We start from the raw sequence: 16,493 nt of genomic DNA, 5'->3' as shown, positions 1-16,493 counted from the left end.
CGCCACCCGATCATGGCTATATCCGCGGGCGATAACGCTCAAGGCGGCCGGAGGATCAGATCAACTTCAGGCCTTTCAGGCTGGCGTGACCGTTTCGGCCGAGGATCACGTGGTCGTGGACCACAATCTTGAGCGGCGCCAGGACGGCCACGATCTCGCGGGTCATCGCCACGTCGGCCGCCGACGGGGCCGGGTCGCCGGACGGGTGGTTGTGGGCCAGGATGATGGCCGTCGCCGACAGTTCGAGCGCCCGGCGGGCGACCTCGCGCGGGTAGACCGGCGTGTGGTCGACGGTGCCGCGCCCTTGCACCTCGTCGGCGATGAGGTGGTTGCGCTTGTCGAGAAAGAGGACGCGGAACTCCTCGCGCGGGGCGAACGCCATGGTGGCGCGCAGGTACTCGTGCAGGGCGCTCCACGAGCCCAGGAGCGCGCGCTCGCGGATCGCGCCCCGGGCCAGCCGCCGCGCCGCGGCCTCGATCACCTTGAGGTCGGACGCGACCCCGGCGCTCACGCCCTCCACTTCCATGAGCCGCGCCGGCTCGGCGCTGACCACCTCGGCGAAGCTGCCGAACCGGGCGACCAGCGCCTTGGCGAGGGGCTTCACGTCGCGCCGGGGAATCGCCCGGAACAGGACGAGCTCCAGCAGCTCGTAATCGGGCAGCGCGTCGGGCCCCGCGGCGGAGAACTTCTCCCGCAGGCGGTCGCGGTGGCCGTGGTAGTGCGGCGTCTCCTTCTCGACCGGCGACGGGGCGGCGCTGTCGGCGAACAGCCCCGCCTCACCGTCGTCCTGCCGCTCGGGCACGGCCGGTCAGGCGGCCGGGTTGACGGGCTGGTGCAGCCCCTTCGGCGAGATCGTGAAGATCTCGACGCCGGTCTCGGTGACACCGACCGTGTGCTCGAACTGGGCGGAGAGCGAGCGGTCGCGGGTCACGGCGGTCCAGCCGTCGCCCAGGACCTTCACGGCGGGCCGGCCCAGATTGATCATCGGCTCGATCGTGAAGAACTGGCCGGGTTTGAACGGCACGTCGTAGCTGGCCTCGACGTAGTGCAGGATCGTGGGCGCGTCGTGGTAGGTGCGCCCAAGGCCGTGGCCGCAGAAATCGCGCACCACCGAGCAGCGCTCGCCCTCGGCGTAGGACTGGATCGCCCGGCCGATGTCGTTGGTCGATCCGCCCGGCTTCACGGCGGCGACGCCGCGCATCAGCGCCTCGTAGGTGATCTCGCACAGGCGCTGGGCCTTGCGCGGCACCTCGCCGACATAGGCCATCCGGCTCGAATCACCGTGCCAGCCGTCGAGGATCAGGCAGATGTCGAGATTGACGATGTCGCCCTCGCGCAGCGGCTTGTCGTTGGGGATGCCGTGGCAGACCACGTGGTTGATCGAGGTGCAGATCGACTTCGGGTAGCCGCGGTAGAGCAGCGAGGCCGGATAGGCGCCGTGGTCCATGGCGAAGGTGTAGGCGAGCCTGTCGAGTTCCTCGGTGGTGACGCCGGGCTGCGTCGCCTCCATCAGCAGGTCGAGGGCCTCGGCGGTGAGCCGCCCCGCCCGGCGCATGCCCTCGAAGCCCTCGGGACCGTGGATCGGCGGTTCCGGGGCGCGGCGCGCACCCTGCGCACTGGCCTGTTCCTGCTGCATGATCGGGACTTTTTTCGCGGCGGCGTCAATCGGGCTTCGCCCTATGTACGGCGCGGGGCCCGCGAGTCCAAGCCGCATCGGTCGTAGGTCGGGCGAGGCTTGCGCCGGTCGCGGGGCTGGCGGCATAAGCGGCCGCGAGACGCCCGGGAGCGCGCTGGCAGATTCGCCGCGCGGTCGGTCGCGGGGCAGGCGAGGGCCGGATGGCAGGCAAGGCGGTACCGCACTTCCACAACGAGCCGGGCGTGCCGGTTATCACCGTGGGCGTGAAGGAGTTCATGTGCATCGGCGCGCTGCCGCCGTTCGACCACCCGCACGTGTTCCTCGACATGGGCGCCGACAGCGAGATCATCTGCCAGTACTGCTCGACGCTCTACCGCTACCGGGCCGGCCTGAAGGCCGACGAGGCGGAGCCGCAGGCCTGCGTGTGGCGGGACGACGCCAAGGTCGCGGCGGAGTAGGCGCCGCCCACCGTGCCTTCTGGCAGTCCATCACTGCGGATCGGGATCGTCGGGGCCGGGATCGGCGGCCTGACGGCGGCGCTGGCGCTGTCGGATGCCGGCCACGCCGTCACGGTGATCGAGCGCCGGACCGGCTTCAGCGAAGTCGGGGCCGGGATCCAGATCTCGCCCAACGCGAGCCGGGTTCTGGCGGGCCTCGGGCTCTCCGCGGCGCTGCGCCGGGCGGCGAGCGAGCCGCCCGCCGTCGAGGTGCGGGCCCTGGACAGCGGCCGCCGCATCGGCGGCGTGGCGCTCGGCGCGCAGGCGCAGAGCCGCTTCGGCGCGCCCTACTACGTGATCCACCGCGCCGACCTGCAGACACTGCTGCTCGACGCGCTCCGGAGCCGCTCGACGATCCGCCTGATGATGGGGCGCACCGTCACGGCCGTGTCCCAGACGACGTCCGAGGCCGTCCTCACCGTCGAGGGCGCGAGCGGGGCCCAGCCGGTCGCCTACGACCTCGCGATCGGCGCGGACGGGCTGAGATCCCGGCTGCGCGCGCAGCTCGATTCGGCGCCGCTCCGGCCGGGTCAGGCCGCGGCGTGGCGCGCGCTCATCCCGATGGAGGCAGTCCCGCAGGACCTGCGCGGCGGCGCCACCGGCCTGTGGCTCGGCCGCGGCCGGCACGTGGTGCATTACCCGGTGCGGGACGGCCAGTTCCTGAACGTGGTGGCGGTGGTGCCCGAGGCGGTGGGCGACGAGGGCTGGGGCCGGCTCGGGGAGCCGGCCGTGCTGCGCGGGCATCTGCGCGGCAGCGCCGCGCCGCTTCGCGACCTCCTGAGCCTGCCGGATTCCTGGCTGGTCTGGTCGCTCGCCGACCGCGCCGTGGCGCGCCCGCTCGCCCGCGACCGGCTCGCGCTGATCGGCGATGCCGGCCACCCGGTGCTGCCCTATCTCGCGCAGGGGGCCGCCCTGGCGATCGAGGACGCCGCGGTCCTCACGCGCGCCCTCGCGGACAACGCCGACGTTCCGGCCGCGCTCGCGGCGTATTCGGGCGCGCGGACCGCACGGGTGCGACGGGTTCAGAAAGCGGCGCGGAGCAACGGCCGGACCTACCACGCCGGCGGCGTGGTGGCGTTCCTGCGCAACGCCGTGATGGCCCGTCTCGGCCCGGACGGCATGCGCGACCGCTACGCCTGGCTGTATGGCTGGACGCCCCCCGCTTGATCGGACCCGCCGCCCCCGCTACCGAGGGTGCATGCGGACGTGGCGGAACCGGTAGACGCACGAGACTTAAAATCTTGCGGCCGCGAGGCCGTGCGGGTTCGAGTCCCGCCGTCCGCACCAGCACGCAGCGCGACGCCGGACCGGGATGCCGGAGGGGAATGGCGTGGTCTACGTGCTCATCATCATGCTCGCCGGCTCGGGCTCCGCGATCGGATCCGTCGAGTTCAACACGAAGCAGGCCTGCGAGGCCGCCGCGAAGCAGATCGCCGAGGCGGAGCGGCCCTACGGCGGCGCCTCTCCGGTGACCGTGTGCGCGCCGAAGGGGTGAGGCGGCCGTCGCGCCGGATGGATCGCATTTGAGCGATCGCCGAAACCGGCCCTTGTCGTGTCCCTGCCAGAGTGGCGGCGGGGAGATTCCGGTATGATCGACGCCCTTCAGACCGCCGCCACCGGCATGAGCCGGGCCACCGACCGGCTCGGGAGAGCGGCCGAGACCATCGCGGCGAGCGGCGCGCCCACCGGCGACACGGCCCTGCCGCCGGCCGCGCAGGTGGACCTGTCGGGGGCCGCGCTGGACCTCATCGGGTCGCGGTCGGCCTTCGCGCTGAACGCCGCGGTGGCGCGCTCCGCCGACCGCATGATGGGCCAGCTCCTCGACGTCACCGCCTGAGAGCGGGGAGGGCGAGTCCGGCCAGGATCGCGGCCGCCGCGAAGAGCAGGGCCACGCCGACGAGGCGGTAGGCCACGACCCCCACCACACCGCCCGCCAGGAAGGCGCCGACGGTCAGCAGGTACAGCCGCAGCCGCTCCGGATCGTGGGGCTTGAGTGGATCCGCGCCGGATGGGCCGCGGTCCAGCCAGCGCGCGAGTTCGATGCCGATGTCGGTGATCATGCCGGTCACGTGCGTGGTCCGCACCCGCGATTCGGAGATCTTCGTCACGGCCGCGTTCTGGAGGCCCAGGACGAAGCTCAGGCCGAGCACCAGGGCGTGGCTCCGCGCCGGCTCCTCGAGCGGCAGCACGACCAGGCCGACGGCGACGAGGAGGATCGCCTCCGCGCAGACCCCGTAGGCGTAGGCGCCCGGTCGGTGCCCGCGGCGGCGGCGGCGGATCAGCAGCGTCGCGGTGGCGGCGCCGAGCACGAACAGGACGACGAGCAGACCGGCCTGCGCGGCGAGGAGCAGGTCGCCCGTGCCGGTCCTGTCCGAGATGGCCGAGACGTTCCCGGTCATGTTCGAGGCGTAGAGGCCCACCGCGTAGAAGCCGGCGGTGTTCAGCGCGCCGGCCACCCCGGCGAGGGAGAGGGCGAGCGCCCTGTCGGCCTCGGGGGTACGCGTCTCGCCTTCGTGGACCAGCATGGACCCGTCGATGACCCGTCGGTGGGGTGCCGAGAACCCGATTCGGTCGGCGCCGCCACCGTCTTAAGCCACGCGCCCGGGCGCCGTCACGGCGCCGGGCGCAACCCCCGGCTCACCAGCCGCGATAGCCGTAGCCGCCCTCGTAATCCCCGCCCCAGTGGCGGGCGGGGCCGTAGCCGACCGGGACCCGCTCGTAGGTCACGGTCCGGCGGGTGGCGTAGACCGGCGCGTCCTCCTCGTAGACGCGGTAGACCGGGGCCCGCCGCACGACCACGGGAGCCGGGGCGTAGCCGTAATCCGCGTATCCGTAGCCGTAGCCGGGCGCCGCGTGGGCCTGGGTCGCGGCGCCGATCAGGGCGCCGGCCGCGAGGCCGCCGATGATGCCGGCCGCGATGGCGCCGCCGCCGCGGGCCTCGGCGGCGGTGGAGGCCAGGGTGCCCGCGCCGATCAGCGCGGCGGCCGAGAGCAGAGCGATGCGTGTCATGACCTGTCTCCGGTGGGTGCGGGGAGCGCCTGCGGCGCCCCGGATCACAGGAGGGACAATGCCGCGCCCGCGCTGCACCGATGCTGAAGCCGGCCTGCAGCCACGGTTCAGCTTGCCGCTCCGGCCTCCGTGTCGGGGGCGGTGCGGACGTAGCCTCGGGAGATCAGGCGACTGCGCTCGCGCGTGCGCCGCTCGGCCTCCATCAGGTCGGACAGGGCGTCGGCGATCGCGCAGCGCAGGGCGATCCCGGCATCGCCGCCCGCGAAGCCGAGATACGCGGCGCTGATCGCCTCGACGGGGCATACGTGATCGTCGCGCTGGGCCAGGACCTGGGTCAGCATCGGGTTCTCCTTCGTCGCGTCCGGGAACGAAAAGAGAACAAGCCATCAGGGTTAACGTTCCGTCAACGGCGGCCGGGCCAGCCGGACGGGACCAGCCAAACCCTGTGGACAACGCCGTTGCCGCTGCCGGGCGACTGTGGATAAGCGGGGTCACTCGGGCATGCGCGGCAGGGGCTTGCCGTCGGCGGGAATCGGGTAGCGGGCCGCGTTCAGCTCCATCGCCAGGAACGTGTAGTAGCCCGAGATCGCCGCCAGATCGACGACGCCGGGCTTGCCGAACCGGGCCTCGGCGCGCGCGAAGGTCGCGTCGGAGACGCGCTTCGTGTCCTGGAGCTCGGCGGTGAAATCGTACACGAGGGTCTCGTCGTCGCTCATCTTCGCCGGCCGGCGGCCGTCGCGGATCGCCGCGATGATGTCGGCGGAGATGCCGGCCTTCTCGGCGATCGGCGCGTGGACGTACCACTCGTAGTCCTGCGTCCAGCGGCGGGCGGTCATCAGGATCACCAGCTCCGAGAGCGTGGTGCCGATCTTCGGCTTGAAGCGGAGGTAGTCGCCCATCGACCGGGCGAGCGTCATCACTTCCGGCGAGTACATGAGCGGCTCGAACGGCCCGAAGGGCGGCTTGCCGCGTGCCTGCGCGAAGGCCTCGGCCGCCTGTTTCTGCTCGGGCGTGTAGTCCTGGGGCGGGATGGTCGGCAGCCGGTCTTGCGCCCGCGCCGCCACGGTCGCCAGCGGAGTCGCCAGCGGCAGGGCCAGGGCGAGGGCGGCCAGAGTCAGCGCGCGGCGGCGGAGGGTCATCGTTTAGCTCCCGTTGGATCTGTGCAGTCGCGCCGCACGATCGCGGCGGCGCCGCGCGGCCACCAGGGCCCGGGGCGGCAAGCCCGTGTCGAATCGCGCGCGGCGTCACGGGAATGCCGGACGCGTCGCGGTCCCGGGCCCGGCCCGGTTGCGCTCGGCGCCGCACCGCGCCATCAGCGGCCGCGATGGCCGGTCCCGCACCCGTGCTGCCGATCGAGGCGGCGCTCCCCGATCTGCGCCGCGCGCTCGCCGCGCGGAACGCCGCCGTCCTGGTGGCGCCCCCCGGCGCCGGCAAGACGACCCGCGTGCCCCTCGACCTGCTCGCGGCGCCCTGGCTCGACGGGCGCAAGATCGTCCTGCTGGAGCCGCGCCGCCTCGCGGCCCGGGCCGCCGCCGCGCGGATGGCCCAGACTTTGGGCGAGCCGGTCGGCGGCACGGTCGGCCTGCGCGTCCGCCTCGGCTCGAAGATCTCGGGCCGCACGCGGATCGAGGTCGTCACCGAGGGTGTCTTCACCCGGATGATCCTGGACGATCCGGAACTGTCCGGGGTCGGAGCCGTCCTGTTCGACGAGTTCCACGAGCGCTCCCTCGACGCCGATCTCGGCCTCGCGCTGGCGCTCGACGCGCAGGGCGGCCTGCGGGAAGACCTGCGGATCCTCGTCATGTCGGCGACCCTCGACGGCGCCCGGGTCGCGCGGCTGATGGGCGACGCCCCGGTCGTGGCCTCCGAGGGGCGCGCCTTCCCGGTGGAGACCCGCTACGCGGAGCGCGATCCGAACCGGCGGATCGAGGACTCGGTCGCCGAGGTCACCTTGCGCGCCCTGCGGGCGGATCCGGGCTCGATCCTGGTGTTCCTGCCCGGGCAGGCGGAGATCCGCCGGACCGCCGACCTGCTGGCCGAGAAGGTCGGCCCCGACGTGCAGGTCGCACCCCTCTACGGCGCGCTGACGCCCGCCGAGCAGGACCGCGCCGTCGCGCCGGCCTCCGCCGGAACGCGGAAGGTCGTCCTCGCGACCAGCATCGCCGAGACCTCCCTCACCATCGAGGGCGTCCGGATCGTGGTCGATTCGGGGCTGGCGCGGGTCCCGGTCTACGAGCCGGGCCTCGGTCTGACCCGCTTGGTCACGGCCCGCGCCTCCCGCGCCTCGGTGGACCAGCGCCGGGGCCGCGCCGGCCGCACCGAGCCCGGCCTGTGCTGGCGGCTCTGGTCCGAGGCCGGCACCAACGCCCTGGAGCCGTTCACGCGGCCCGAGATCCTGTCGGCCGACCTCGCCGGGCTGCTCCTCGACTGCGCCGCCTGGGGCGTGACCGACCCGGGCGCGCTCGCCTTCCTCGACCCGCCGCCGGCGCCGGCCCTGGCGGAGGCCCGCGCCCTGCTGAGTGAGCTGGGCGCCCTCGACGCCGACGGCCGCCTGACGCCGGTCGGCGCGCGCCTGCGGGCGCTGCCGCTGCCGCCGCGGCTCGCCCGGATGGTGACGGTCGCGGCCGGTACCGGCCAGGCGCGGGCCGCGGCCGACCTCGCCGCCGTGCTGGTGGAGCGGGGCCTCGGGGGCGACGGGGTCGACCTCGACGAGCGGGTCAAGCGCTTCCGCCGCGACCGGGGCGGGCGCGCCGCCGACATGCGCCGGCTCGCCGAGAACTGGGCCCGGAGCGCCGGGGCCGACGGGCCGGCGAGTCCGGATGCCGGCCCGGCCGCCGCAGGGCCGCTCCTGGCACTCGCCTATCCCGACCGGGTCGCCCGGGCGCGCGGCCGCGAGGGCGAGTTCGTGATGGCGAGCGGTCGGGCCGGGCGCCTCGACCCGGCGAGCCCGCTCGCCCGGGAGACCCATCTGGTGATCGCCGACCTCGCCGGGTCGGCCGGGAATGCGCGGATCCTGGCCGCGGCGGCGATCGGCACCGAGGCGATCGAGCGCCTCTTCGCCGACCGGATCGAGTCGCGCACCGAGATCACCTTCGATCCGCAGGCGGCGGCCCTGCGGGCGCGGGCTGTCCGGCGGCTCGGAGCGGTCAGTCTCGGGTCACGGCCGCTGCCGGTGCCGCCCGACACGGACAGCGCCGCGATCCTGGCGCGCGGCATCGCCGATCTCGGGATCGATTGCCTGCCGTGGACGCCGGCCCTGGCGCAGTGGCGGGCCCGGGTGACCTTCTTGCACGCCGCCGACGGCGCGGCCTGGCCCGACCTGTCGGACGACGCGCTGGCCCGCACCGCGGAGACGTGGTTGGCGCCCGCCCTGGTGGGGCGCGCCGCCCTGGCGTCGGTCACGGCGAGCGACCTGGCGGACGCCCTCCAGTCCCTGCTGCCCTGGGACCTGCGCGCCCGACTCGACGCGGAGTCGCCGACCCATGTCGAGGTGCCGACCGGCTCGCGCATCCCGGTCGATTACACGGCGGAGGAGCCGGCGCTGGCGGTCCGGGTGCAGGAGCTGTTCGGCCTCGACCGGCATCCCAGGGCCGGCGGGCGCCCGCTGGTCCTGCACCTGCTGTCGCCGGCGCAGCGACCGATCCAGATCACCCGGGACCTGCCGGGTTTTTGGCGCGGATCCTGGACGGCCGTGCGGTCCGAGATGCGCGGGCGCTACCCGCGCCATCCCTGGCCGGAGGACCCGCTCAGCGAGGCCCCGACCCGCCGGGCCAAGCCCCGGGGAACCTGACAGCCGCCCTTCGAGACCCCGACACGAACGGACCCGACGCGATGACGACCGACACGGATGCCCACGACCCCGCCGCCGAAGGCTGGACGCTGGTGGAGGACAAGGGCTTCATCGCCCATGTCGGGCCGCTGCACGTCCGCGGCGCGGACGGCGCCTACGCGTTCCGGGCCGATCAGAAGCACGCCAACCTGATCGGCGTGGTCCACGGCGGCATGCTGATGAGCTTCGCCGACCGCGCCCTCGGCGAGACCGCGATGCGCGCCGCCGGGGGCGCCAACTGCGTGACCATCCAGCTGGAGATGAAGTTCATCGATGTCGGCCGACTCGGCGACTGGATCGAGATCCGGCCGCAGGTCGTCAAGCGCACGGGCTCCCTGGTGTTCATGCGCGGCGACGTCCGCGACGGCACACGTCTCCTCGCCTCGGCGGACGGCGTCTGGAAGATCCTGAGGCGCCGTCCCGATTGACCCGCGCAGGACGACGGTCCTAACCTGCCCGGGCGCATCGCGGCGCAGAGGCCCGATGTGCGGGGGAGGATCGCATGCGACCGTCGCGGACCGACGCATCCGGGATCGCGGGTGAACGCGGGTCGATTCCGCGATCCCGGCGCACGATCCTCGCGGGCCTGGGGGCCCTGGCCGTGACTGCCGGCGACGCGGCGGCCCGACCGGAACCGCCCAGCGCGGTGACGAGCCCGCCGCGCGACTTCCGGCCTGGCGCAGCCCCGACCACCTACTTCACCGATCCGGACATCGTCACGGTCGACCCGGCGTTCGAGCCCTACATCGTGCCGAACAGCGCCATCCGCCGGCTCTGGACCGGCGCCCTCTGGGCGGAGGGACCGGCCTGGAACTCGGTCGGCCGTTACCTGGTCTGGAGCGACATCCCGAACAACCGGCAGATGCGCTGGCTCGAGGAGGACGGGCACGTCTCCACCTTCCGGATGCCGAGCAACAACTCCAACGGCAACAGCTTCGACCGACAGGGACGGCAGCTCAGCTGCGAGCACGCCACCGGACGCGTCGTCCGCTACGAGCTCGACGGCTCGGCGACGGTCCTCGCCGATTCGTTCGAGGGCAAGCCGCTCAACTCGCCCAACGACGTCGTCCAGCACCCGGACGGCGCCTACTGGTTCTCCGATCCGCCCTACGGCGCGCTGCTCTACGAGGGCCTGCCCGACGTCGCCGGCGGCCCGAGCAACCGGCAGGGCCATCTCGATCCGCGGCTCGGCCAGCCCGCCGGGACCGTCTCGCGGCGACGCGTGCTCCCGAACGCCGTCTACCGCATCGACCCGTCCGGCCGGGTCGACCGGGTGCTCACCGACGACGAGGTGCCCGACCCCAACGGGCTGTGCTTCTCGCCCGATCACCGGACGCTCTACGTCTGCTCCACCGGCAAGGGTCCCGGGGATACCGGACCCGGCGGCAAGGGCGAGATCTACGCCTTCGACGTCGGGGCCGGGGCGGCGCTCTCGAACAAGCGCCTCTTCTCGGACTGCGTCGTGGACGGGGTGAAATGCGGGCCCGACGGCCTGCGGACCGACGTCGACGGCAATCTCTGGGTGTCGAGCAATGCCGGCCGGGCCGTGGGCTACAACGGCGTCACCGTCTGGACGCCCCAGGGCAAGCTCATCGGTCGGATCCGCCTGCCGGAAGTGTGCGGGAATCTGACCTTCGGCGGCCCCAAGCGCAACCGCCTGTTCATGGCGGCGAGCCAGTCGCTCTACGCCCTGACGGTGAATACCCAGGGCGCCGGGCCGGCCTAGGATCGCGCACCTGCGATCCGGGACGGAACCGGCGCCGATCCTCCTCTCGGCCATGGCTGACCGGGCATCGCGACGCTATCTGTCACGGGCATGACCGAGGATCCCGCCTCCGACCCGACCTTGAGCCGCCTCAGCGCGGCCCTCGGGGATCTGCCGAAGCGCGGGTTGCCGCCGGTCGAGCGGTGGGACCCACCCTATTGCGGCGCCATCGACATCCGCATCGCCGCGGACGGGACGTGGTTCCACAACGGCTCGCCGATCCGACGGGACAAGCTGGTCAAGCTCTTCGCCACCATCCTGCGGCGCGAGCCGGACGGCCGGACCGTCCTGGTCACGCCGGTGGAGAGCGTGGGCATCACCGTGGACGACGCGGCCTTCGTGGCCGTCGAGATGGCGGTGGACGGGAGCGGGGCGGACCGGCGGGTCTCGTTCCGGACCAACGTCGACGACCTGGTAAGCGTCGACGCCGACCACGCCCTCCGCTTCGAGGAGGCGCCGGACGGGGCGCTGAAGCCCTACCTCCATGTCCGCCGCGGGCTGTGGGCGCTCGTGACCCGGGCGCTCACCTACGACCTCGTGGACCTCGCCGAGGAGCGTCTGATCGACGGGAAGCCCTGGCTCGGCCTGTGGGCCGGCGGCGCCTTCCACACGATCGCGCCGGTCGCCGCCGCGTGAGCGACCCGCTCGCCGACTTCCTCGCCCGCGCCGCCGCCGGCCTGTCGCCAGACCCGCCCGGACCGGACGATCCGACCTCCAATCCCCGGGGCGACCACAGCCTCGATCCGGACGGGACGGCCGTGATCCCGCCGCCGCCGCACCGCCGGGCCGCCGTCCTCGTGCCGGTCGTGCCGCGCGCGGACGGTCCGACCCTGATCCTGACGATGCGGGCCGCCAACCTGCGCGACCATTCCGGGCAGGTGGCGCTGCCGGGGGGCAAGATCGATCCCTCCGATCCCGGCCCTGCGGACGCGGCCCTGCGGGAAGCCTACGAGGAGATCGGGCTGCCGCCCGAGGCGGTGCGGTTCCTCGGCTATCTCGACCCGTACCTCTCGGGCACCGGCTTCCTCGTGACCCCGGTCATCGGCCTGGTCGATCCCGGCGCGGTGCTGACGCCGAACCCGGACGAGGTGGCCGACGTCTTCGAGGTGCCGCTCCCGTTCCTCATGGACCCGGAGCGCTACCGCCTGCGCTCCCGCGCGTGGCAGGGCCGCGAGCGCTGGTTCTACGCCCTGACCTTCGGCGAGCGGCTGATCTGGGGCGTCACCGCCGGGATCCTGAACAATCTGCGGGAACGGCTCTACCCGGAGGCGGCGCCGGGCGACGCCGACCGCGCGGCGCGTTAGGCTGACCGCATGCTTCGCCGCATCCTCGAAGAGTTCGGCCTCTTCCTCATCCCCTTCGCGCTGTTCCTCGTCTACCTGCTGCTGTCCGGCCGCAATCCCCTGCGCCGGGTGCACTGGGACGCGCACCTGTTCCGCTTGGTCCTGGCCGGGCTGGCGGTGGTGATCGGCACCCTCGTCTACGAGGGCCTGTTCTCGGAGCGCCGTCCCGGGGGCTACGTGCCGACCCACATGGAGAACGGCCGTCTCGTACCCGGTGGCTTCCGGTGAGCCGCGCCCTCGATGTGGCGGGGCTGGCGGCCCTGCTCGAACGCCCGGGCGTCCGCCGCGTCCTCGCGGCCCTGGACGCGCCGGGCGCGGAGACCCGCCTGATCGGCGGCTGCGTCCGCGACGCGCTCCTCGGCGCGCCGACCGCCGACATCGACATGGCGACGACGCACCGGCCCGAGGCGGTGATGCGGGCGGCGCAGCGGGCGCCCGGCCTCAAGGCGGTGCCGACCGGCATCGAGCACGGCACCATCACGCTGGTGACCGAGGACGGGCCGATCGAGGTCACGACCCTGCGCGAGGACGTAGAGACCGACGGGCGGCACGCGGTCGTCCGCTTCGGCACGGACTTCCGCCGCGACGCCGAGCGCCGGGACTTCACCGTCAACGCGCTCTCCCTCGCCGCCGACGGAACCCTCCACGACCCGGTGGGCGGCCGGCCCGACCTGACGGCCGGGCGGGTGCGCTTCATCGGCGACCCGGCGACCCGGATCCGCGAGGACGCGCTGCGGATCCTGCGCTTCTTCCGCTTCCATGCGCGGTTCGGCGCCGGGGCGCCCGACGCCGCGGCCCTGGCGGCCTGCGTGGCCGCGCGGGACAGCCTGGACCGGCTCTCTCGCGAGCGCGTGCGCGCGGAATTCCTGAAGTTGCTCGCGGCCCCCGGCGGCGCGGCCATGGTGACGACGCTGAGCGCGACCGGGCTGCTGCCGCGGATCACCGGCGGCGTCGGGGAGCTCGGGCGGCTGGAACGGGCCGCAGCCGCGGGCCTGCCTCCGGTGACGCGCCTCGCGGCCCTCGCCGTCGGCGCCCGGCACGACGCCGACCGGCTGCGCGAGCGGCTGCGCCTGTCGAAGAGCGAGCACGGGCAGCTGCTCGGCTACGCCGCGGCGCTGGCCGATCTCCACGGATGCGCGGTGCTGGACGCGGTCGCGGCGCGGGCCCTGGCGGCGGAGCACGGCCTGTCGTGCCTGGCCGACGCGCTGGCGATCCTGGCCGGAGAGCCGCGGCCCGCCGTGACGGAGGCGGCGCGGGCGGCCCTGCGGGCTCTGGAGGGGGAAGGGGCGTCGCCGGCCTTTCCCCTGGCGGGGGCGGATCTCGTCGCGGCCGGGGTGGCGCCGGGGCCCGGGATCGGGCGCGGGTTGGCCGCGGCGCGGAGGATCTGGCTGGAGCGGGGCTGCCCGACGGACGCGGCAGCGCGGGCCAACCTGCTGGCGCGGGCGCTGGAGAGCGCCCGCTGAACGAGGCTCAGAGTTTCAGGAGCGCCTTGGTCTCCTGGAGCTGGACGATCTGGCCGTTCAGCTCCTCGCGCTTCTGCAGGTCCTCGGTGGCGTCGCGCTGCATCTCGATCGCCTCGATGTCGCGGTCGAGGGATTCGTGCGTCAGCTCCTCGATCGGGGCGGCGCGCTCGGCCAGCACGGTCACGGCCGTCGGGCCGATATCGGCGAAGCCGCCGCGGACGTAGATCCGCTTGCCGCTGCCCTGGCTCTCGGTGATCACGATGACGCCGACCCGGAGGGAGGTCAGCACGGGCGCGTGGCCCGGCATCACGGTCATCTCGCCCTCGGTGCCGGGCAGCTGAACGGCGGTCACCTCGCCGGAATACAGCGTCCGCTCGGGGCCGACGAAATCGAAGTGGAAGGTGGCCATGGCCTGACGTGTTCCCGGATCGGCGGCGCGCGCCCCGCCATGCGGGCGGAGCGTCTCGGAAAAAGGCTGCGCGGACGGCACCGGTGAGGGTCGCCCGCGCGGCCTCTGTCCCCTTCCCGCGCGGGGAAGGGGGTGTCGTCTTACGCGGCCTTGAGCTTCTTGGCCTTCTCCTGGGCCTCCTCGATGGTGCCGACCATGTAGAAGGCGGCCTCCGGGAGGTCGTCGTAGTCGCCGTTCACCAGGCCCTTGAAGCCCTTGATGGTGTCCTCGAGGGCGACCTGCTTGCCCGGCGAGCCGGTGAACACCTCGGCCACCGAGAAGGGCTGCGAGAAGAAGCGCTCGATCTTGCGGGCGCGGGCCACGGTCAGCTTGTCCTCCTCGGACAGCTCGTCCATGCCCAGGATCGCGATGATGTCCTGGAGTGCCTTGTAGCGCTGCAGGGTCTGCTGGACGCGGCGGGCGACGTCGTAGTGCTCCTCGCCGAGGATCGCCGGCGACAGCATGCGCGAGGTCGAGTCCAGCGGGTCCACCGCCGGGTAGATGCCCTTCTCGGCGATCGAGCGCGACAGCACGGTCGTGGCGTCGAGGTGGGCGAACGAGGCGGCGGGCGCCGGGTCGGTCAGGTCGTCGGCCGGCACGTAGATCGCCTGCACCGAGGTGATCGAGCCCTTGGTCGTGGTGGTGATGCGCTCCTGGAGGGCGCCCATGTCGGTGGCGAGCGTCGGCTGGTAGCCCACCGCCGAGGGGATGCGGCCGAGGAGCGCCGACACCTCGGAGCCCGCCTGCGTGAAGCGGAAGATGTTGTCGACGAAGAACAGCACGTCCTGGCCGTCGTCGCGGAACTGCTCGGCGATCGTGAGGCCGGTCAGGGCGACGCGCGAGCGGGCACCCGGCGACTCGTTCATCTGGCCGTAGACCAGGGCGCACTTCGAACCCTCGGCAGAGCCGTGCTCCTTCGGGTCGACGTTCACCTTGGACTCGATCATCTCGTGGTAGAGATCGTTGCCCTCGCGGGTGCGCTCTCCCACGCCGGCGAACACCGAGTAGCCCGAGTGCACCTTGGCGATATTGTTGATCAGCTCCATGATCAGCACGGTCTTGCCGACGCCGGCGCCGCCGAACAGGCCGATCTTGCCGCCCTTCGCGTAGGGGGCGAGCAGGTCCACCACCTTGATGCCGGTGACGAGGATCTGGGCCTCGGTCGACTGCTCGGCGTAGGAGGGGGCCGGCTGGTGGATGGCGCGGAACGTGTCGGCCTGGACCGGGCCGGCCTCGTCGATCGGCTCGCCGATGACGTTCATGATGCGGCCGAGGGTGTTCATGCCGACCGGAACCTTGATCGGCTCGCCGGTGTCGGTGCACTCCTGGCCGCGGGTCAGGCCCTCGGACGTGTCCATGGCGATGCAGCGGACGGTGTTCTCGCCGAGCTGCTGGGCGACCTCGAGGACGAGGCGGGCGCCGTTGTTCTTGGTCTCCAGCGCGTTCAGGATCTCGGGCAGGTGGCCCTCGAACTGCACGTCGACCACGGGGCCGATGACCTGGGTGATCTTGCCGACCTTGTTGGAGCCGGTGCCGGGGAGTGCGGTGTTCGCCATCGTTAACCTACCCTTCAAGCTGTGCGGTCGGGTCGCGGTGCCTCAGAGGGCTTCCGCACCCGAGATGATCTCGATGAGTTCCTTGGTGATCATGGCCTGACGCGTCCGGTTGTAGATCAGCGTCTGCTTCTTGATCATCTCGCCCGCGTTGCGGGTCGCCGAGTCCATGGCGCTCATGCGCGCGCCCTGCTCGGAGGCGGCGTTCTCCAAGAGCGCCCGGTAGATCTGCACCGTGAGGTTCTTCGGCAGCAGCGTCTCGAGGATCGCCTCCTCGGACGGCTCGAATTCCAGGGCGGCGTTGCCGGCGGCCGCCTTCGCGGTCGTGTCGACCGCCGGCAGCTCCGCGGGGATCAGGCGCTGCGCGGTCGGGATCTGCGAGATGACCGAACGGAACTCGGAGTAGAACAGGGTCGCGACGTCGAACTCGCCGTTCTCGAAGCGGGTCAGGATCTTGTCGGCGATCGAGGCGGCGAACTCGTAATCCACCGGGCGGTTGCCGCGGATGTCCATGCTCTCGACGATCTGGTCGCGGTACTGCCGGCGCAGCGCGTCGAGGCCCTTCTTGCCGACCGTCATGATCTTGACCGTCTTGCCCTCGGCGGCGAGCTTCTGGGCGTGCTCGCGCACCGCGAGGCGGACGATCGACGAGTTGAACGCGCCGGCGAGGCCGCGGTCGCCCGTGCACACCACGAGCAGGTGCGTCTGCTCTGAGCCGGTCCCGGACAGGAGCCGCGGGGCGCCGACGCCGCCGACGAGGTTGCCCGCGAGGTTGCCGAGCACCGCCGACATCTTCTCGGCGTAGGGACGGCCCGCCTCAGCGGCCATCTGCGCCCGGCGCAGCTTGGCGGCGGCGACCATCTGCATGGCCTTGGTGATCTTCTGCGTCGCCTTCACCGAGGTGATGCGGTTGCGCAGGTCCTTCAAACTCGCCATCGGGTGAGGTCCAG

Annotated in this window: 20 protein-coding genes and 1 tRNA gene; 12 read left to right on the top strand and 9 right to left on the bottom strand. The window is 73.0% G+C overall.

Annotation, left to right across the window (positions count from 1 at the left end; genetic code table 11):
* Positions 1–55 precede the first annotated feature (55 nt).
* Together radC and map are read right to left on the bottom strand one after the other, a co-directional pair.
* A complete protein-coding gene (radC, locus tag ACLBYB_RS01805; protein ID WP_020093519.1) occupies positions 56–802 on the bottom strand; it encodes a RadC family protein in 747 nt (248 codons plus the stop codon).
* Between the two features lie 6 nt (positions 803–808).
* Entirely contained in the window at positions 809–1,636 is an 828-nt protein-coding gene (gene map / locus ACLBYB_RS01800) for a type I methionyl aminopeptidase (protein ID WP_056522448.1), read from the bottom strand.
* A gap of 200 nt (positions 1,637–1,836) precedes the next feature.
* On the opposite strand from map, the gene ACLBYB_RS01795 reads away from it, so the two are divergent.
* The 5 genes from ACLBYB_RS01795 (at position 1,837) to ACLBYB_RS01775 (ending at position 3,970) form a co-directional block, all read left to right on the top strand.
* On the top strand, positions 1,837–2,094 hold the full coding sequence (locus ACLBYB_RS01795) for a zinc-finger domain-containing protein (protein ID WP_020093518.1): 258 nt from the start codon (positions 1,837–1,839) through the stop codon (positions 2,092–2,094).
* A gap of 12 nt (positions 2,095–2,106) precedes the next feature.
* On the top strand, positions 2,107–3,300 hold the full coding sequence (locus ACLBYB_RS01790; RefSeq protein WP_447697674.1) for an FAD-dependent monooxygenase: 1,194 nt from the start codon (positions 2,107–2,109) through the stop codon (positions 3,298–3,300).
* A gap of 33 nt (positions 3,301–3,333) precedes the next feature.
* Positions 3,334–3,420, top strand: a tRNA-Leu gene (locus tag ACLBYB_RS01785).
* A 25-nt stretch (positions 3,421–3,445) separates the two neighbouring features.
* Positions 3,446–3,628, top strand: coding sequence for a hypothetical protein (locus ACLBYB_RS01780; RefSeq protein ID WP_020093516.1), 183 nt, complete (start codon positions 3,446–3,448; stop codon positions 3,626–3,628).
* Between the two features lie 93 nt (positions 3,629–3,721).
* Positions 3,722–3,970, top strand: coding sequence for a flagellar protein (locus ACLBYB_RS01775; protein ID WP_447680587.1), 249 nt, complete (start codon positions 3,722–3,724; stop codon positions 3,968–3,970).
* On the opposite strand, the gene ACLBYB_RS01770 is transcribed toward ACLBYB_RS01775, so the two are convergent.
* From ACLBYB_RS01770 to ACLBYB_RS01755, 4 genes are all read right to left on the bottom strand, one after another.
* The gene (locus ACLBYB_RS01770) at positions 3,960–4,658 is read right to left on the bottom strand and encodes a YoaK family protein (RefSeq protein WP_447697673.1); all 699 of its coding nucleotides are present in this window, start codon (positions 4,656–4,658) and stop codon (positions 3,960–3,962) included. The two genes, ACLBYB_RS01775 and ACLBYB_RS01770, sit on opposite strands and share 11 nt — an antisense overlap.
* Before the next feature lie 112 nt (positions 4,659–4,770).
* Complete coding sequence (locus ACLBYB_RS01765) at positions 4,771–5,142, bottom strand: hypothetical protein (RefSeq protein ID WP_447680589.1); 372 nt, start codon at positions 5,140–5,142, stop codon at positions 4,771–4,773.
* Positions 5,143–5,249: 107 nt separating this feature from the next.
* Complete coding sequence (locus ACLBYB_RS01760) at positions 5,250–5,483, bottom strand: hypothetical protein (RefSeq protein ID WP_447680590.1); 234 nt, start codon at positions 5,481–5,483, stop codon at positions 5,250–5,252.
* 150 nt (positions 5,484–5,633) lie between these two features.
* Complete coding sequence (locus ACLBYB_RS01755; protein WP_020093511.1) at positions 5,634–6,281, bottom strand: carboxymuconolactone decarboxylase family protein; 648 nt, start codon at positions 6,279–6,281, stop codon at positions 5,634–5,636.
* 185 nt (positions 6,282–6,466) lie between these two features.
* Here ACLBYB_RS01755 and hrpB point away from each other — a divergent pair, with 185 nt between their 5' ends.
* From hrpB to ACLBYB_RS01720, 7 genes are all read left to right on the top strand, one after another.
* A complete protein-coding gene (hrpB, locus tag ACLBYB_RS01750; RefSeq protein ID WP_447697672.1) occupies positions 6,467–8,932 on the top strand; it encodes an ATP-dependent helicase HrpB in 2,466 nt (821 codons plus the stop codon).
* Between the two features lie 41 nt (positions 8,933–8,973).
* Positions 8,974–9,399 (top strand): PaaI family thioesterase, encoded by a 426-nt coding sequence (locus ACLBYB_RS01745; protein WP_447680592.1) that lies wholly within the window; start codon positions 8,974–8,976, stop codon positions 9,397–9,399.
* Positions 9,400–9,473: 74 nt separating this feature from the next.
* Positions 9,474–10,697 carry an SMP-30/gluconolactonase/LRE family protein gene (locus ACLBYB_RS01740; protein ID WP_447697671.1) on the top strand — a complete coding sequence of 408 codons (1,224 nt, stop codon included), beginning with the start codon at positions 9,474–9,476 and terminating at the stop codon, positions 10,695–10,697.
* A gap of 90 nt (positions 10,698–10,787) precedes the next feature.
* A complete protein-coding gene (locus ACLBYB_RS01735) occupies positions 10,788–11,372 on the top strand; it encodes a DUF1285 domain-containing protein (protein ID WP_447697670.1) in 585 nt (194 codons plus the stop codon).
* Positions 11,369–12,040: a CoA pyrophosphatase gene (locus ACLBYB_RS01730; RefSeq protein ID WP_056522483.1), complete on the top strand. Its 672-nt coding sequence runs from the start codon at positions 11,369–11,371 to the stop codon at positions 12,038–12,040. Before ACLBYB_RS01735 ends, ACLBYB_RS01730 begins: the two co-directional genes overlap by 4 nt.
* A 9-nt stretch (positions 12,041–12,049) precedes the next feature.
* Positions 12,050–12,307 carry a DUF6111 family protein gene (locus tag ACLBYB_RS01725; RefSeq protein WP_020093505.1) on the top strand — a complete coding sequence of 86 codons (258 nt, stop codon included), beginning with the start codon at positions 12,050–12,052 and terminating at the stop codon, positions 12,305–12,307.
* Entirely contained in the window at positions 12,304–13,542 is a 1,239-nt protein-coding gene (locus ACLBYB_RS01720; RefSeq protein WP_447697669.1) for a CCA tRNA nucleotidyltransferase, read from the top strand. The genes ACLBYB_RS01725 and ACLBYB_RS01720 overlap by 4 nt, the downstream gene beginning before the upstream one ends.
* A gap of 7 nt (positions 13,543–13,549) precedes the next feature.
* Here ACLBYB_RS01720 and ACLBYB_RS01715 read toward each other — a convergent pair whose 3' ends face one another.
* The 3 genes from ACLBYB_RS01715 to ACLBYB_RS01705 form a co-directional block, all read right to left on the bottom strand.
* Complete coding sequence (locus tag ACLBYB_RS01715; RefSeq protein ID WP_020093503.1) at positions 13,550–13,951, bottom strand: F0F1 ATP synthase subunit epsilon; 402 nt, start codon at positions 13,949–13,951, stop codon at positions 13,550–13,552.
* Between the two features lie 140 nt (positions 13,952–14,091).
* Positions 14,092–15,546 (bottom strand): F0F1 ATP synthase subunit beta, encoded by a 1,455-nt coding sequence (atpD, locus tag ACLBYB_RS01710; protein ID WP_020093502.1) that lies wholly within the window; start codon positions 15,544–15,546, stop codon positions 14,092–14,094.
* A 42-nt stretch (positions 15,547–15,588) separates the two neighbouring features.
* Positions 15,589–16,479: a F0F1 ATP synthase subunit gamma gene (locus ACLBYB_RS01705; RefSeq protein ID WP_103985306.1), complete on the bottom strand. Its 891-nt coding sequence runs from the start codon at positions 16,477–16,479 to the stop codon at positions 15,589–15,591.
* Positions 16,480–16,493 lie beyond the last annotated feature (14 nt).

The sequence above is a fragment of the Methylobacterium sp. D54C genome, from assembly GCF_053345595.1.
This window is presented reverse-complemented; position numbering and strand designations above follow the sequence as displayed.

What these genes read in the sequence shown, in the direction of transcription:
- atpD (WP_020093502.1), bottom strand. Translation starts at nt 15,546, where the DNA reads ATGGCGAACACCGCACTCCCCGGCACCGGCTCCAACAAGGTCGGCAAG.
- ACLBYB_RS01745 (WP_447680592.1), top strand. Translation starts at nt 8,974, where the DNA reads ATGACGACCGACACGGATGCCCACGACCCCGCCGCCGAAGGCTGGACG.
- ACLBYB_RS01765 (WP_447680589.1), bottom strand. Translation starts at nt 5,142, where the DNA reads ATGACACGCATCGCTCTGCTCTCGGCCGCCGCGCTGATCGGCGCGGGC.
- ACLBYB_RS01795 (WP_020093518.1), top strand. Translation starts at nt 1,837, where the DNA reads ATGGCAGGCAAGGCGGTACCGCACTTCCACAACGAGCCGGGCGTGCCG.
- ACLBYB_RS01775 (WP_447680587.1), top strand. Translation starts at nt 3,722, where the DNA reads ATGATCGACGCCCTTCAGACCGCCGCCACCGGCATGAGCCGGGCCACC.
- ACLBYB_RS01760 (WP_447680590.1), bottom strand. Translation starts at nt 5,483, where the DNA reads ATGCTGACCCAGGTCCTGGCCCAGCGCGACGATCACGTATGCCCCGTC.
- ACLBYB_RS01740 (WP_447697671.1), top strand. Translation starts at nt 9,474, where the DNA reads ATGCGACCGTCGCGGACCGACGCATCCGGGATCGCGGGTGAACGCGGG.
- map (WP_056522448.1), bottom strand. Translation starts at nt 1,636, where the DNA reads ATGCAGCAGGAACAGGCCAGTGCGCAGGGTGCGCGCCGCGCCCCGGAA.
- ACLBYB_RS01755 (WP_020093511.1), bottom strand. Translation starts at nt 6,281, where the DNA reads ATGACCCTCCGCCGCCGCGCGCTGACTCTGGCCGCCCTCGCCCTGGCC.
- hrpB (WP_447697672.1), top strand. Translation starts at nt 6,467, where the DNA reads ATGGCCGGTCCCGCACCCGTGCTGCCGATCGAGGCGGCGCTCCCCGAT.
- ACLBYB_RS01705 (WP_103985306.1), bottom strand. Translation starts at nt 16,479, where the DNA reads ATGGCGAGTTTGAAGGACCTGCGCAACCGCATCACCTCGGTGAAGGCG.
- ACLBYB_RS01780 (WP_020093516.1), top strand. Translation starts at nt 3,446, where the DNA reads ATGCCGGAGGGGAATGGCGTGGTCTACGTGCTCATCATCATGCTCGCC.
- ACLBYB_RS01735 (WP_447697670.1), top strand. Translation starts at nt 10,788, where the DNA reads ATGACCGAGGATCCCGCCTCCGACCCGACCTTGAGCCGCCTCAGCGCG.
- ACLBYB_RS01725 (WP_020093505.1), top strand. Translation starts at nt 12,050, where the DNA reads ATGCTTCGCCGCATCCTCGAAGAGTTCGGCCTCTTCCTCATCCCCTTC.
- ACLBYB_RS01770 (WP_447697673.1), bottom strand. Translation starts at nt 4,658, where the DNA reads ATGCTGGTCCACGAAGGCGAGACGCGTACCCCCGAGGCCGACAGGGCG.
- ACLBYB_RS01715 (WP_020093503.1), bottom strand. Translation starts at nt 13,951, where the DNA reads ATGGCCACCTTCCACTTCGATTTCGTCGGCCCCGAGCGGACGCTGTAT.